14 protein-coding genes are annotated in these 14,536 nt (G+C 45.8%); 3 read left to right on the top strand and 11 right to left on the bottom strand.

From position 1 onward, the window contains the following. Nucleotides 1-71 precede the first annotated feature (71 nt). From DW915_RS10130 to DW915_RS10165, 8 genes are all read right to left on the bottom strand, one after another. Entirely contained in the window at nucleotides 72-1,466 is a 1,395-nt protein-coding gene (locus tag DW915_RS10130; protein WP_117510127.1) for an MATE family efflux transporter, read from the bottom strand. A 129-nt stretch (nucleotides 1,467-1,595) separates the two neighbouring features. Continuing rightward, on the bottom strand, nucleotides 1,596-2,594 hold the full coding sequence (gene dusB, locus DW915_RS10135) for a tRNA dihydrouridine synthase DusB (protein WP_226906337.1): 999 nt from the start codon (nucleotides 2,592-2,594) through the stop codon (nucleotides 1,596-1,598). Next, nucleotides 2,584-2,967, bottom strand: a complete 384-nt coding sequence (locus DW915_RS10140; protein ID WP_022461083.1) for a DUF6145 family protein — start codon at nucleotides 2,965-2,967, stop codon at nucleotides 2,584-2,586. Before DW915_RS10140 ends, dusB begins: the two co-directional genes overlap by 11 nt. Before the next feature lie 27 nt (nucleotides 2,968-2,994). After that, nucleotides 2,995-3,987, bottom strand: coding sequence for a biotin--[acetyl-CoA-carboxylase] ligase (locus tag DW915_RS10145; RefSeq protein WP_055220867.1), 993 nt, complete (start codon nucleotides 3,985-3,987; stop codon nucleotides 2,995-2,997). Between the two features lie 128 nt (nucleotides 3,988-4,115). Continuing rightward, complete coding sequence (gene argF, locus DW915_RS10150) at nucleotides 4,116-5,105, bottom strand: ornithine carbamoyltransferase (RefSeq protein WP_055220869.1); 990 nt, start codon at nucleotides 5,103-5,105, stop codon at nucleotides 4,116-4,118. 278 nt (nucleotides 5,106-5,383) lie between these two features. Further along, complete coding sequence (locus DW915_RS10155; RefSeq protein WP_022461086.1) at nucleotides 5,384-6,352, bottom strand: SPFH domain-containing protein; 969 nt, start codon at nucleotides 6,350-6,352, stop codon at nucleotides 5,384-5,386. After that, nucleotides 6,349-6,804 (bottom strand): NfeD family protein, encoded by a 456-nt coding sequence (locus tag DW915_RS10160; protein WP_055220871.1) that lies wholly within the window; start codon nucleotides 6,802-6,804, stop codon nucleotides 6,349-6,351. Before DW915_RS10160 ends, DW915_RS10155 begins: the two co-directional genes overlap by 4 nt. 395 nt (nucleotides 6,805-7,199) lie before the next feature. After that, complete coding sequence (locus DW915_RS10165; protein WP_055220873.1) at nucleotides 7,200-8,243, bottom strand: glycosyltransferase family 2 protein; 1,044 nt, start codon at nucleotides 8,241-8,243, stop codon at nucleotides 7,200-7,202. An 882-nt stretch (nucleotides 8,244-9,125) separates the two neighbouring features. Between DW915_RS10165 and DW915_RS16250 the strand changes: the two genes are divergently transcribed. Together DW915_RS16250 and DW915_RS10180 are read left to right on the top strand one after the other, a co-directional pair. Beyond that, nucleotides 9,126-10,142 (top strand): Stealth CR1 domain-containing protein, encoded by a 1,017-nt coding sequence (locus tag DW915_RS16250; protein ID WP_117813376.1) that lies wholly within the window; start codon nucleotides 9,126-9,128, stop codon nucleotides 10,140-10,142. Between the two features lie 188 nt (nucleotides 10,143-10,330). After that, the gene (locus tag DW915_RS10180; protein WP_243033817.1) at nucleotides 10,331-10,708 is read left to right on the top strand and encodes a hypothetical protein; all 378 of its coding nucleotides are present in this window, start codon (nucleotides 10,331-10,333) and stop codon (nucleotides 10,706-10,708) included. Here DW915_RS10180 and DW915_RS16255 read toward each other — a convergent pair. From DW915_RS16255 to DW915_RS10190, 3 genes are read right to left on the bottom strand one after another with little or no spacing between them, the layout of a single operon-like run. Further along, nucleotides 10,705-10,836 (bottom strand): hypothetical protein, encoded by a 132-nt coding sequence (locus DW915_RS16255; RefSeq protein ID WP_256372496.1) that lies wholly within the window; start codon nucleotides 10,834-10,836, stop codon nucleotides 10,705-10,707. The two genes, DW915_RS10180 and DW915_RS16255, sit on opposite strands and share 4 nt — an antisense overlap. A 2-nt stretch (nucleotides 10,837-10,838) precedes the next feature. Beyond that, nucleotides 10,839-12,608 (bottom strand): peptidase domain-containing ABC transporter, encoded by a 1,770-nt coding sequence (locus DW915_RS10185; protein WP_055220880.1) that lies wholly within the window; start codon nucleotides 12,606-12,608, stop codon nucleotides 10,839-10,841. Further along, nucleotides 12,605-13,870, bottom strand: a complete 1,266-nt coding sequence (locus tag DW915_RS10190; protein ID WP_055220881.1) for a PqqD family protein — start codon at nucleotides 13,868-13,870, stop codon at nucleotides 12,605-12,607. The genes DW915_RS10185 and DW915_RS10190 overlap by 4 nt, the downstream gene beginning before the upstream one ends. Nucleotides 13,871-14,069: 199 nt before the next feature. On the opposite strand from DW915_RS10190, the gene DW915_RS10195 reads away from it, so the two are divergent. Continuing rightward, nucleotides 14,070-14,507 carry a S24/S26 family peptidase gene (locus DW915_RS10195; RefSeq protein ID WP_117813382.1) on the top strand — a complete coding sequence of 146 codons (438 nt, stop codon included), beginning with the start codon at nucleotides 14,070-14,072 and terminating at the stop codon, nucleotides 14,505-14,507. The last annotated feature ends 29 nt before the right edge of the window (nucleotides 14,508-14,536 follow it).

Genomic DNA, 14,536 nt, shown 5'->3' on the forward strand with positions numbered 1-14,536 from the left:
AAGAAAAAAAGAAACGCAGGAAAGATTTTCTTTTTCACAAATCCTTCCTGCATCTTTCTCTTATTTTTCCTTTATTTTTCGGATGAGCTTCCTGTCAGTGCTTTCTTTTTCCAATTTCCTTTTTTATAGAAAATCAGCGTCAGAAGCGCACCCATGCACCAGCTTACCAGCATGGAAATCCAGAGTACCTGATATCGTCCGTTTGGCAGCTCCGGCGTTCTGGTCAGAAAGGCCAGACCGTATGCCAGCGGCACACGGATTACAACGGTAACAACCATCGAAATCCACATCGGGGTCATCGTATCGCCTGCTCCACGCATGACGCCGGAAAGCGACTGTGTTACTGCCATGGCAATATAGCCGACCGCAAGGATCTTCATCATATTGGCACTTAATGTTACGAGCTCTGTGGTATTCGTAAAGATTCCCATCAGATGATGGCCAAAAATAACAATTAAAAGGGTAATAGTCGTTGAGGTTCCGACTGCAATCAGTGTTCCCTGTTTTGCACCCTGCTCTACGCGGTCCATACGGCGTGCGCCAACGTTCTGACCGGCATACGTTGTCATCGCGGTACCAAACGAAAAGTTCGGCATCATTGCAAAGCCATCGACACGCATGATGATAACGTTCGCGGCGATAACCATTTCACCGAAGCTGTTGGTCAGCGACTGTACGATAACCATCGCCATGGAAAAGATCGCCTGGGTAATACCGGACGGCAGGCCAAGGCGGATAATTTCCATCGAATACTGTTTTTTCATTTTCAGATATTTGGGTCTGAAATCAAAAATGTCGGTCATACGCATCAGACGCCACATGCAGAGTACTGCAGAAATTGCCTGCGCAATCACGGTCGCGTATGCAACTCCGGCAACGCCCATGTGGAACTGGGAAACGAATACAATATCCAATACAATATTGATGACCGTTGCCACCAGCAGATAAATCAGCGCCGAAATCGAATCGCCGAGTCCGCGAAGGATACCACATAGAATGTTATAGTACGCACTGCCGGCACAGCCCACCATCAGGATCACCAGATACGATGTACACCAGTCGATGATGGAATCCGGTGTTTTCAGCATTTCCAGCAGCGGCCTTGAGAGGACGGCTCCCAGAATCATAATAATGATGGAAGAAATTGCTGTCAGCGTGACGCAGTTTCCGATCGTCATCGAAAGCTCTTTTCTTTGTTTTGCCCCAAAATACTGCGACACCATGACGCCGGCGCCGACGGAAATTCCGACGAACAGAACCAGAAGCAGGTTTAAGATCGGGCTGGCGCTTCCAACTGCCGCAAGCGCATTGTCCCCGACATATTTTCCGATCACAATACTGTCAACCGTGTTGTAGAGCTGCTGGGCAATGTTGCCGATCAGCATAGGGATTGTAAAAGCTACAATCTTTTCCCACGGCTTTCCCACCGTCATGTCGGACGGTGCGAAAAGTTCTTTGATAGTCATACACTACACTCCCTCTTTTGTTTTTTTATTCCCAATACCTCTAAATGTCAGTATAGCATAGAAAAAGTACCCGTGATATATCAATATTGGCATATCATAGGTACTTTTTTGACTTATTTTACTTACTTGTCAGCCGCGTTCCCACTCATTCAGCATCTGTTCCAGCTCCTGCAGGCTCTCCACCTGGTTGATCGCTGCGCGCAGTTTCGCCGAGTGCGGGAATCCCGCCGTGTACCACGCAACGTGCTTCCGCATCTCGCGGATGCCGATCGCGCCGCCTTTGTATTCCACCTGCATGCGCGCATGGCGAAGCATCATCTCTTTTACCTCATGCTGCGTCGGCTTTGCAAGTGTTTCTCCGGTTTCCCTGTAATGAAGAATCTGTTTAAAAATCCACGGATTTCCTTCCGCGCCGCGGCCAATCATAATGCCATCGCAGCCCGTCTGTTCAACCAGCGCTTCGGCGCTCGCCGCATCAACCACATCGCCATTTCCGATGACCGGAATCGAAACCGCTTCTTTTACCTGACGGATGATATCCCAGTCTGCTTTTCCGGAATAGAACTGTGCCCGCGTTCTTCCATGCACCGCAATCGCAGCCACACCGCAGTCCTCGAGAATCTTTGCAATCTCCACAGCATTCGCCGACTCTTCGTTAAATCCCTTTCGAATTTTAACTGTCACCGGCTTTTTCACTGCCTTTACCATACCGGTCACAATCTTCCGCACCAGCGCAGGATCCTTCATCAGCGCGGAGCCCTCGCCGTTGTTGACGACCTTCGGCACCGGGCAGCCCATGTTAAAATCCAGAATGTCAAACGGCCGCTCCTCGATCTGTGCGGCAATCTGCGCCAGAATTTCCGGATCACTGCCAAAAAGCTGGAGCGATACAGGATGTTCACCCGGATGAATCGTCATCAGATCCTCGGTATTTTTGTTCTTATACAGAATCGCCTTCGCGCTGACCATCTCCATACAGATCAGGCCTGCTCCCTGCTCCTTGCAGAGAACGCGGAACGGCAGATCCGTCACACCTGCCATCGGTGCGAGCACGAGCGGATTTTGCATTTCCACATTTCCGATTTTCAGCGGAGACATCGTCTGGAGCGTACGTTTCTTACTTTCCATCCGGCTTCTCTCCGTCTTCTTCTGCGAACGCTTCCTCCGGCACTTCCTCGCCGAGGAAGAAAACGCGGTAATACAGCTCCAGAGATTCCAGCAGATCCTTTTTCTCCTCCTGATACTGCTTGATCCGCAGCGCACCGCCGATCTCATCGTACATCGCATCCGCATCTACAGCCTCTGTTTCGAACTGCAGACTGCCGTCACTGTCAAACCACATGGTGAAAATGCCGCCGATTTCCACGGTGAACATAACGCACATGATATGAAGCTCATCCTGCACGGACTGCGGCAGGGATGCAAAATCCTGGTTAAAATAATATTTCTGCTCATACGCACTCGCTCCGCAGAGCACTACTTTTTCATCATCTGAATACATATATTTTCCTTTCCTGATCCAAGTTTTTTATACATAACTGTACAGGCCGCGCACTGAAACCTCGCCGGAATGCACTTCCGCGATCGTTCCATCCTCTTTTCTCACACGCAGCTCACCCGTCGACGTGATGCCGAGCGCCACACCCTCGAACGGCTCTTTCGGATCCAGCACACGCACCGGCTGATCCTTATTTGCAAGTACAGCCTCATAGGCTTCCTGCAGCGCCGAGAGATCTCCCGCCTCCAGGAATTTTTCGTAATTCTCCTCGAACGCCTCCAGCACCGCTGCGACTATTTTCGCCCGATTGACCGGATGCCCCATTTCGATCGCCAGTGACGTCGCGATCTCAGCAATTTCTTCCGGAAACTCCGTCTGGTTCACATTGATTCCCGTTCCAATGACGACATAATTGATGTAATCGATCTGTGCACTCATCTCGGTTAAGATTCCGCAGAGCTTTTTCCCGTTCAGCACCGCATCGTTCGGCCACTTAATTCTCGTGTCGACGCCGAGCGCTCTCTGTACCCCCTGCACAACAGCAAGTCCCATCACAATCGTCAGCATCGGCGCTTTGGCCGGCTCGAGATCCGGGTACAGCAGGAGGGACATCGAAACGGAAGTTCCCTCCGGCGATTTCCAGACTCTTCCGCGGCGGCCTTTTCCAGCGGTCTGCGTCTCGGCCGTTGTCAGTGTACCGTTCGGCGCTCCTTCTTCCGCCAGGCGCTTCGCCCACGTATTTGTCGAATCTACTTCATGGCTGTAATAGACCGTCTGTCCAACATATTTCGTATGCGTGCGGCTTTCCAGCTCGTCCTTCGTCATCAGATCCGGCTCGTTCAGCAGACGGTAACCTTTATTCTGTACCGCCTCGATCTCGTATCCTTCCTCTTTTAACTGATTCATGATCTTCCACACTGCAGTACGGGAAATTCCAAAATGTTCACACAAATCCTGACCCGAAACATTTTCTCCTGATTCTCGCAGAAGGCGCAGTGTCTCAGCTCTTTTATTTTCCAGCATATGATATCTTCACACTCCTCACATAAACCAACAGCAGCGCTGCGAAAGACGTGCTCCGCAGCGCTGCTGTACGTGTCTTGCCATTCTTCTATTATACACAGTCTGTTCCGGTTTTTCCACCAGAAAGTTTATGCACCAAGCGTTGCTGCCATCACAGCTTTGATCGTGTGCATGCGGTTCTCTGCTTCCTCGAAGACTCTCGACTGTGCGGACTCAAATACCTCATCGGTAACTTCCATCTCATCCAGTCCGTAACGGTCGTGGATCTCTTTTCCAATCTTTGTTTTCAGATCGTGGAACGACGGCAGGCAGTGCAGGAATACCGCGGTATCCTTGGCATTTGCCATTGCTTCTTTTGTCACGCGGTACGGAGTCAGATCGTGGATTCTCTCCTCCCATACGCTGTCCGGCTCACCCATGGATACCCAGACATCCGTATAGATAACATCGGCGTCTTTCGTTCCCTCTTTTACATCCTCGGTGAGGGTGATGGTTGCGCCGCTCTCCTTTGCATACTCTTCACACTGTGCAACGAGTTCCGCGTTCGGGAAGTATTTCTTCGGTGCGCAGGCTACAAAATCCATACCCATTTTTGCAGATGCAATCATCAGGGAATTTCCCATGTTGTAGCGGGCGTCGCCCATGTAAACGAGTTTGATGCCTTTTAAGTGGCCGAACTCTTCCTGGATTGTCAGCATATCGGCGAGCATCTGGGTCGGGTGGTACTCGTTGGTCAGTCCGTTCCATACCGGGACTTTGGAATATTTTGCCAGCTCCTCTACGATCTCCTGGCCGAATCCACGGTACTCAATTCCCTCATACATTCCTGCAAGAACGCGGGCCGTATCTTTGATGCTCTCTTTTTTACCGATCTGGGAACCGGTCGGGTCAAGATAGGTGGTTCCCATGCCGAGATCATGTGCGGCTACTTCGAAGGAACAGCGGGTTCTGGTGCTGGTTTTCTCGAAGATCAGCGCAACGTTTTTACCGCGCAGGGTGTCCACCGGAATGCCTTTCTTTTTCTTATCCTTCAGCTCTGCGGACAGATCCAGCAGATAGGAAATCTCTTCCGGGGTGAAATCCTTTAATGTCAGAAAATCGCGTCCTTTTAAATCCATGGTGTGTTCCTCCTTAAATATATCGGTATGTAATGTATTTTTATCGCTTAAGATGGTTTCTATTATGAAACAGGCCGGCGCATCTGTCAAGGGGTGAAATGTATATTTTTACGTATTTTACTTGTATTATTCATAATATATGTATTTTTATACATTTTTATTCTGTTATTCTTACCGGCAACTACAGAATCTGCCAGTGGCAGCTCCCTCCGGATGCAGAGCAATAAAAAATTCTCCCGTGTCCGGCATGATGCGTTTCACGGGAGAATCCTGCTTTTTTATTTCTGTCCTTCTTTCCCTGCCGGGCCTTTCTGCTCTTCCACGATTCCCTTGAATGTGGTAGCCAGACTTGCCAGTCCCTGCAGATCGGACGGAACAACAATCTTCGTTGCTTTTCCATTCGCCAGAACACCAAGTGCCTCGAGACTCTTTAAGGTAAGAACCGCATCGTCAGCACCTGCCTCTTTGATGGCACGGATACCATCGGCATTTGCCTGCTGTACTTTGAGGATCGCCTCCGCCTGGCCTTCTGCCTCGCGGATTCGTTTCTCTTTTTCTGCCTCAGCACGAAGAATCGCTGCCTGCTTCTCTGCCTCTGCATCCAGGATCGCAGACTGTTTTTTACCTTCGGCAACCAGGATGGTCGATTTTTTCTCACCTTCTGCAATCAGGATTGCTTCACGGCGTTCACGCTCTGCTTTCATCTGTTTCTCCATGGCTTCCTGAATGGCTGCCGGAGGCATGATGTTTTTCAGCTCAACACGGTTGACTTTAATGCCCCACGGGTCGGTTGCGATATCGAGAGCTGCCTGCATCTTCGTGTTGATAATCTCACGGGATGTCAGTGTTTCGTCCAGCTCCAGATCTCCGATGATGTTTCGAAGTGTCGTTGCGGTCAGGTTTTCAATGGCCATCAGCGGATTTACAACACCGTATGCGAACAGCTTCGGATCGGTAATCTGGAAAAATACGACCGTATCAATCTGCATCGTAACGTTATCTTTTGTAATGACCGGCTGCGGCGGGAAATCCACCACCTGCTCTTTTAAGTTCACGCGGATTGCCACGCGCTCGATAAACGGAACCTTAAAATGAAGACCGGTTGCCCAGGTGCCTTTGTATTTTCCAAGACTCTCAACAACGTAAGCACTGGCCTGCGGCACGATCTTCACACACGATGCTGCAATAAACAGTACAATCACAAGAAGAAAAATCATTAAAATTCCTGCAATTCCTCCACCACTCATGTTTCATTTCCTCCTTCTTTTTCTTTGACCTTTACAATCAGCTTGACGCCTTCCACACGGAGCACTTCCACCACGGTCTCTTTCGGGATAATGCCTCCTTCGCTTTCCGTTCTCGCAGTCCAGGTGTTTCCGCCCAGCGATACCTTTCCGGTGCCTGCCAGGTTGGAAATCTCTTCTGCGACGATCCCTTCCATTCCAATCACGCGGTCTACATTTGTTTTTAAGGTATCCTTATTCAGGAAACGGACGGCTACAGGACGTGTAAAAATCAGAAGTATCAGCGATACAACAAGAAAGCAGACCATCTGAATTACAAATCCGGCTCCGCACATAGCTGCGATCAGAGCAATCAGGGCGCCGCCCGCAAACCAGATGGTTGCCAGACCTAACGTTGCCGCCTCAATCACCAGCAAAACCACAAGCGCAATCAGCCAGTACACTGCATATTCCATGCTCCTCTCTCCTTTCCGATTTCTTGGCTGTTGGATTCATGATACTATATGAGAATGAAAATAGCAAGCGGAGAGGTGGAATATTCAGAAAAAAGACAGGATTTTAAGAACTGGTCGCACAGAGACAGCGCAGAAAACCCGATCTTCTTATTCTTCCATCACATCTTTTCATTTTAAAACGGCTACAACCATTCTTTACACACTCCTATCTGTTGTGATGCAGTTATAGAAACGAAGAAATTTGTAATGTTTAAAGCGTTCGAAAAAGCAGATTACATTTTCATAACGTTTTGCACCTGTGTGAAGTGAAAGGAATGGCTATAAAAATGAAAAACTGGAAAACAGCTCTTTCAAGAAGGAAATAAAGAAAGGAAATATAAAGACTGATTTTTTATTTATAAACTATCAATTCCAAGGCTTGACATCCATACAAAAACAGCTGCCACAACAAAATACATATGCATCTGTATAAAAAGTACCAAGGTAAATGCTAATAATTTCCAAAACAGCGATTTAATCTGCCTTGTATAACGAATGCACTCTTTTAGTGTCAGTTTTTGTTCTACAAACGGGTTTCTGCTGTATTGCTTTAATATCTTCGCCGCGACACGAATTTTTTTCCCTTGATATGTCATTTCTTCTTTGGCAAGATACATTGCACCAATGAGCAGATGAAAGAAAATCAGATCTCCATATTCTCTGGAAAGATGCTTTTCTTTCAGAAACTGTTCAAAATCAGATGCAATCAAAATCCAGTTTCTCATCAGATTCTTTTTCGGTTGATATGTCAGGGACTGGAGATTTTCACGGTAAAGAACGATGCTCTGTGGGACAAAAGCATATTTCGGATGGCATGCACAGCATCTAAAATTATGTGCCTTGTCTTCGGCGTAACTGTATGGGGGAATCCACAAATCGTGAGACTCCAGAAAAGATTTGCGGTAGAGTTTTCCCCAGTCGTAAGAAAGCGTTCCTTTTTGAAAAAATCCATGAAACCGGAACTCTGCGCTGTCCGGGTTTTCTTTTTCCAGATTACTGCAGCATTTCACTTTTTCGCCATTCGCCCTCCATCTGCGATATGTTCCGATCACAATATCTGCCTGCTCTCTTTCTGCCCGTGCGGCAAGGGAACGTATGGCAGATGAATCGTCCAGCTTGTCGTCTGCATCCAGGAAGAGAAGATATTTTCCTGTTGCTTCTTTTATCCCTGCATTTCTGGCTGCTCCACTGCCTTTATTATTCTGATGAATCACACGGATTCTTGGATCTGCTGCAGCAAGTTCCTCACACATTTGATTGGAACGATCTGTTGAACCGTCATTCACCAAAACAATCTCCAACTCTGAATAGTCCTGTTTTCGTACGCTCTCAACACACTCCGTCAGAAATTTTTCCGCCTGATAGACCGGAATAATCACACTTACCAGTGGATAAAACATCTTTTTTCTTTCCTCTTCTCCTATTCTTTGTACCCAAAATATAGCGGATTTTTAAAGAAACGTCAACTGAACTTTGCTTTCTTTTTGTTTTCATTTACAAATGTCTCAGCGTATTGATTCCTCCATTATTCTATAAAACAAGCTATTTCTCATCCACTCTTTACACCACAGTATATGTTGTGCTAAAGTTATAAAAGGGTCAAACATTTGCACACCCATTCCTATTTTTCCTGAAAACATTTTTCGGATATATTCTGCACGTTGGACATTACTGGCAGTATTCCTACTTAGCAGTTGCATCAATATATGGCTTTGGCGAACAGATCATAAAAAAATACGTTTTATCTGTCTGGATGCTTTTGTCATGTTGTTAATCATGAATCTTGGAAATGGATATATCCATTATTACCAGATGCTATCTTAAATAAAATACCAGAAAATGAGCGGTCCAGTGTATATAATTATGAGACAAGTTCCCAATGGCTGCTGTCTGGACTTGAACCTTATGACAAATACTGTATTACAGCAGACCATTTTTCGATGCTTTCAAATGAAATTTTTCAGCATATTCAAAATTTATTCGAGCACAGAGAGCCTATGTACATAGTAACAGGGCGCAATGTGCAGATTCAAAACCAAATTGTACAAACATATCTGGAAAAAGATTATACTGAATTGTATACCAACAACATTTATACATTATATCAAAAAATTCCTTAAACACTAAATAAATCGTTCTCACTATTAAAGTAAAGAAAAAAATATATCAACTTCTACAAAGAAAATTGAACAACTTTGACAATGTAAACTGATTTTTTGTACTGTTTCGTTATCGAAAGTATACTGTTTTTTTTGGTACAATATACGAAAGGATCGTTACAAATGAAAAAACAGATCATTGATTTTGTCATCACATGGGTGGACGGATCAGACCCCTTATGGTTTCGCCAAAAACAGAACGCCAAAAAAAAGCAAGGAGTTTCTGTTGATATCGACGACCGTATTGAACGCTATCGCGACTGGGAAATTCTAAAGTATCTATTTCGTTCGATAGAAAACTTTGCTCCATGGGTAAATAACGTATATTTTGTAACATGCGGTCATCTGCCGGCGTGGCTCAATACAGAATGTCCAAAATTGCAGATTGTTTCACACAAAGATTTTATTCCCGAAAAATATCTCCCCACCTTTAACTCGCATTCCATTGAGTGGAATTTCCACCGGATAAAAAATCTGTCGGAACACTTTGTTTATTTTAATGATGATATGTTTTTGCTGCATCCAATAAAGCCAACCGATTTTTTTGAAAACGGAAAACCCGTTGATATGCTTGCCCTGCAGCCCGATGTTGCAAACGTAGAAGATACCATTATGCCATATATCTATCTGAACAATACTATGCTGCTTGCCAAGTACTTTGACAAACGGGAAAACATGAAAAAGCAGCCAGGTGCCTATTTTCACATCGGATATCCTCCCATGTACTTTGGATATAATCTTCTGGAAATGGCATTTCCACGATTTACCGGTTTTTACACCGTTCATGGCCCGTCTCCTTTGAAAAAGGAGACTTATCGTTTCTTCTGGGAAAAGGAAGAAGAATTGTTAGACGGTGTCTGCAGCCACCCATTTCGTCATAAAGATGATGTGAGCCAATATGTTCTGCGGGAATATCAGAAACTGAGTGGTGATTTCGTTCCAAGAAACACGCACAAGTTCTGTAAATACTTCAATTTAAAACCGGAAAACCCGGAACTGGTAAAGACAATCACAAAGCAGACTGCAAAGTGCATCTGCATCAATGACAGCAATTTTGAAATCCCATATGAACATGTAAAACGGGAACTGAACGATGCCTTTTCCAAACTTTTTCCGCAGAAATCACAGTTTGAAAAGTAAATTTTGTTCCATATTCAGAGGCGGAAATTTATCTGCATCTATTTTGGCATTACGTTATCGGAACGTTCTTGTTTTTTAATCGAAATAGTAACATTTTTACCCCAAATCTATTGACATTTGCGGGATTTTCCTCCTATAATAAGAATTGTAACCAAGGATGATTTTGCAAGAAAAGGACGTGAATATATATGACTAAAAATTACACAAAACCAATCGTTACAATTGATTCTGGTATGGCAGAAGGTGTTTATGCGGCAAGTGGATGTTATACTGCATCTGCATATATTCACCAGACTCCAGAAAACGGACGTGGCGATTACCGTATTCAGGTAAATGGAAAGCATAATGCTGATCATACCAAGGAAGCCCAGGTTCTGACTATCAGTTTCAACCAGAATGTTACTTATGTTTCTGGCGGCGCAGGACTTATTTCCGGTAACGAAACCACTACACTGAAAGTAAAACTGGCTTATCATCAGAATTCAACCGATAATATCGGTTTCGGTGACTTGGTTGTTACTTCCGATGCAGGTCTTGCAATTACTGGAGTAAGCATTACCGATTAATGGATCACTTCCCGTATTCTAAAAAATGGAATGCCTTTTGGCATTCCATTTTTTATTCGCTTGTAACCTGTTTTTACAAATTCGGCTCCAAATTTTGCAGGTACTTTCAATTCTGCAACTTTCTTCAATTTTAGAAATCCTTCTCCATCTCCAAAATTTCTTTCTCGCCCAGCTCCTCACACTTCTTTCCTCGAATCGCATACACTCTCGTACAGATTCCAAGCACCGTCGGCCGGTGTGTCGTTACAATGCAGGTTCGCGGATACGTATCTGTCATAATATTTTTCAGCACTTTCCGTTCCGTCGCCACATCGAGCGCCGAAGTTGCTTCATCCAGCAGCAAAATCGGAGATTTTCGAAGCAGTGCACGCGCAATCGAAAGCCGCTGTGCCTGTCCTTCTGAGAATCCGCCGCCGCGTTCTTTCACCATACTTTCAATACCATCCGGCAGTTTCTCCACAAATTCCCATGCACATGCCAGTTTCAACGCCTCCACGATCTCTTCATCTGTGGCTTCCGGTTTCACATTTCGCATATTTTCTGCAATTGTTCCTGAAAACATCGTATTCCCCTGTGGCACATAAGAAAACAATTTCCTTGTGGACGGCGACAGTGCAATCCGTTGTTCTCTGTCTTCCCCTGCACCAATCCATGCTTCTCCCCCCTGGGCACGCAGCAAGGATAAGATCAGCCGCAGCATCGTTGTCTTTCCCTCGCCGGACGGGCCGACGAGTGCAATAATTTCATGCGGCCACGCTTCCAGTGATGCTTTCGAAAACACTTCTGTTCCCGTATGGTAGGTATAGCTCAAGTCCTCCATAGCAAGCCCGATGCCGCTTGCCCGGTATTTTTCTGCAAACTGCTCCACTTCCCGATCCGCACTGTAGTCCTCCTGCGGCATCTCCACAATATCCATCAGACGGCCGGCTGAGATGCCAAGAGAAATCGCCGATGGCACAAGGCTGACCAGCGAATTGACGGAACCCGTCAGTGTACCGGACAGAGACAGAAACATGGTCATGGTTCCGTAAGAAATTGCCCCGCTCCAGACACGGTAAATTCCCCATCCGTAGCAGCTGTAAGATACAAGATAGCTGATTAACGTCATCAGAAGCGAGGTTGCAATCGACATTTTCTGGAAATCCAGGCGCATTTTGATGTATTCCTGCTGCAGATTTTTCAGGCGATCGACATAAAAGCGGATCATATCGAATGCCTTGATTGTCTGAATATTGGAAAATGCTTCCTGATTAAATCCGTAAAGTTTCGCACTCATCTGTGCGCTCCGCTGGTTATTGTTCGTCATCCGGCGCAGCAGCGGGCGGGACAGAAGCGCACTGAACGGGATGCCAAGCAATGCAAAAATGGCAAAGGTGGGATCATAATGTACCACAATCGCCAATGCACTGATAAATTTCACAGTATAGATCACAAGATTCGGCAGCCAGTTCAGGATACCACTGGAAATATTTGAAGCATCAGAACTCCACCGTGTTACCAGATCTCCGGTATGATACGCTGTCAGCGATTCCCAGTCCGTGACCAGAATCTTGGCAAAAATATCATTCTGGATTTCGCGGTCTACCTTCAGGTTAATCATCGTAGATGCATACGCAGATGCCTGCGAAATCAGGGTATTTCCAAAAGAAAAGCCGATCATCAGTGCGAAGGTCTGCAAAAGTTTTCCTGTCTGGTGCCCGGTGATAATATCAACCAGATCTTTCGATATCACACTGGACGCAAGAGAAACACCGGTTCCGAAAACACCAAGTGCGGTATAGAAAATCATGGCTTTCCAGTATCGTCTGGCATACTGTGCAATCCACAGAAATTCTTTCCACATCTTCTGAAGCATTTCCGCCTGGAGGCATTTTTTTATTTTTGTCCACAAGTTGCTCATTTTAAAGCCTCCTGCGCAAGTTCATCCTCCGTGATTCTGTGATGCATCACTTCTGCCGCTGTATCATTTTTCGTACAGCGCAGGAAGTAAACCGGCTTTTCATTTGCAATTTCTTCCGCAAAAGCAAGATTCTTTTTCATCAGCCCTGCCGTCCAGGGCGGCGAGATCATCCGCTGCATCACACGGAGTGTTTTCTGCTCTTTCGTCAGGGAAACGATTTTATCCTCCGGCGCTTTTTCCAGCAGCACAATCCCTCCCAGCTCTTTCTTTTCGACTGTGAAAATTTCTGATGTGCCGCACCACGGGATTCCGTATACTACAAACTGATCGCCCTCTTTTCCTATGAGGTTCAGATCTCCGTTCAGAAACGGCGTGTCAAACAGTTTTTTCCAAAGTGCCGTATGAGTCGATTTTCCCATTCCCGACGGACCGGAAAACAGCCATGCTTTTTCCAGATAAAGAAGAGATGCGGAATGCAGCACAAACATGCCTTTTTTCTGTGCCAGGAACAGAAATACCGGCCGGATCGCCAGAAAGAGGGAATCCTGCTCTTCTTCTGTCATAGGCAGACGGTAATAAATACAGGCGAAGCTTCCATCCGCTTCCATCCAGATTTCATAGATATTTTTAAGAGCCGGGAACCAGAGGACATAGCCTTCTTCCCACGCGCAGACTGTCAGATCTTTATTCCGGATCAGAATGTTTCCATTCTGGTGGCTTTCCGGTACATGCTCGATCAATTCTAACGTGAGATCCGCCGCATCCTGCCTATTTTCTGTTTTTATCACCGTTTCTTCCACTTCTTTTTCTCCTGTTTTTTTCGCTGCCTCTCCTTCTGTTTTCTCTGTTGCTTCTTCCTTTCCTCTTTTCTTCTCAAAAGAAGCAAACTGTTTTGGAATGCAGCCCTCTTTTCCATAAACAGCAATGGAAATTCCTGCGATCTTCAATTCTCCGGCGCAAGTTCCATCCGGAGAACCAAGTTCCCGTCGTACCGCACCAAAGGCAAGAAGCTCCTTCACAAAAGCCTGAATATCTTTTTTCAGTTCCTCCTGCTCTTCTTCCGGCACTTCATAACAGCGAATCATTTTCTGCTGAAGTTCTTCCATTGTTTTTGGTGTTTCCAGCGCTTCCCAGAGAATCCGTGCGGTCTCATTCAGCTCCATTCCTCGCTGCTGGTCTGCTATTTTCTGCCCATAAGGCAGAAGATAATGTGTGTTCCCGATTTTCTGCAGTAAATATCCTTCCTGCCTTCTGATTCTCATAATCTGATTTCCCTTCCTGTGTTTGTTTTCTTATATTTGCTGTCTTTCGTTTTGTATGTAAAGTTATGCTTTTTCTGCTCATCATCCTTTTTATTTTCAGGGTAAGCTGTTATAATAAAATTCAGGTAACTATTCAGAGCCACTCGTCAAAATGCCACGCATTTCGTCGGTTCGGCGTATCCGCCAAATGGAGTTTTTTATGTACACTTACGATATTGAACAACTTTTAAAAAACGGTTCTGCCGTCAAACTGAAACCGCAGGGCTACAGTATGTATCCTCTTTTTCTTCCGGGCCGGGACGAAGCTGTCATTGAACACTGTGTTCCTTCCGAACTTCATCGCGGCGATGTAATTCTGTATCGCCGTGTGCAGGGAATCCTTGTTCTGCACCGCATCTGCCGAATTACCAGGGATGGCTTCTATCTGGTCGGGGACAATCAGACCGAAGTGGAAGGACCTCTTTCCCCGGAGCAGATTCATGGAAAACTGACTGGTGTCGTACGCAATGGAAAATCGTTTTCTGTTTCGTATCCAATTTATCGGATGCTTTCTTCCATCTGGCTCTTTTTACGCCCTGTCCGCCCGTTTTTCTGGTCGGTAACGGCTTTTTTCCGCAGGTTTTTTCAGAAGCACTGATTTTTTCATTGTCCTCTCCGAATTTTTTT

The organism is Blautia sp. AM42-2 (assembly GCF_003480245.1).
GTDB classification, from domain to species: Bacteria; Bacillota; Clostridia; order Lachnospirales; family Lachnospiraceae; genus Fusicatenibacter; species Fusicatenibacter saccharivorans.

What these genes read in the sequence shown, in the direction of transcription:
- DW915_RS10130 (WP_117510127.1), bottom strand. Translation starts at nt 1,466, where the DNA reads ATGACTATCAAAGAACTTTTCGCACCGTCCGACATGACGGTGGGAAAG.
- dusB (WP_226906337.1), bottom strand. Translation starts at nt 2,594, where the DNA reads ATGGAAAGTAAGAAACGTACGCTCCAGACGATGTCTCCGCTGAAAATC.
- DW915_RS10140 (WP_022461083.1), bottom strand. Translation starts at nt 2,967, where the DNA reads ATGTATTCAGATGATGAAAAAGTAGTGCTCTGCGGAGCGAGTGCGTAT.
- DW915_RS10145 (WP_055220867.1), bottom strand. Translation starts at nt 3,987, where the DNA reads ATGCTGGAAAATAAAAGAGCTGAGACACTGCGCCTTCTGCGAGAATCA.
- argF (WP_055220869.1), bottom strand. Translation starts at nt 5,105, where the DNA reads ATGGATTTAAAAGGACGCGATTTTCTGACATTAAAGGATTTCACCCCG.
- DW915_RS10155 (WP_022461086.1), bottom strand. Translation starts at nt 6,352, where the DNA reads ATGAGTGGTGGAGGAATTGCAGGAATTTTAATGATTTTTCTTCTTGTG.
- DW915_RS10160 (WP_055220871.1), bottom strand. Translation starts at nt 6,804, where the DNA reads ATGGAATATGCAGTGTACTGGCTGATTGCGCTTGTGGTTTTGCTGGTG.
- DW915_RS10165 (WP_055220873.1), bottom strand. Translation starts at nt 8,243, where the DNA reads ATGTTTTATCCACTGGTAAGTGTGATTATTCCGGTCTATCAGGCGGAA.
- DW915_RS16250 (WP_117813376.1), top strand. Translation starts at nt 9,126, where the DNA reads ATGAAAAAACAGATCATTGATTTTGTCATCACATGGGTGGACGGATCA.
- DW915_RS10180 (WP_243033817.1), top strand. Translation starts at nt 10,331, where the DNA reads ATGACTAAAAATTACACAAAACCAATCGTTACAATTGATTCTGGTATG.
- DW915_RS10185 (WP_055220880.1), bottom strand. Translation starts at nt 12,608, where the DNA reads ATGAGCAACTTGTGGACAAAAATAAAAAAATGCCTCCAGGCGGAAATG.
- DW915_RS10190 (WP_055220881.1), bottom strand. Translation starts at nt 13,870, where the DNA reads ATGAGAATCAGAAGGCAGGAAGGATATTTACTGCAGAAAATCGGGAAC.
- DW915_RS10195 (WP_117813382.1), top strand. Translation starts at nt 14,070, where the DNA reads ATGTACACTTACGATATTGAACAACTTTTAAAAAACGGTTCTGCCGTC.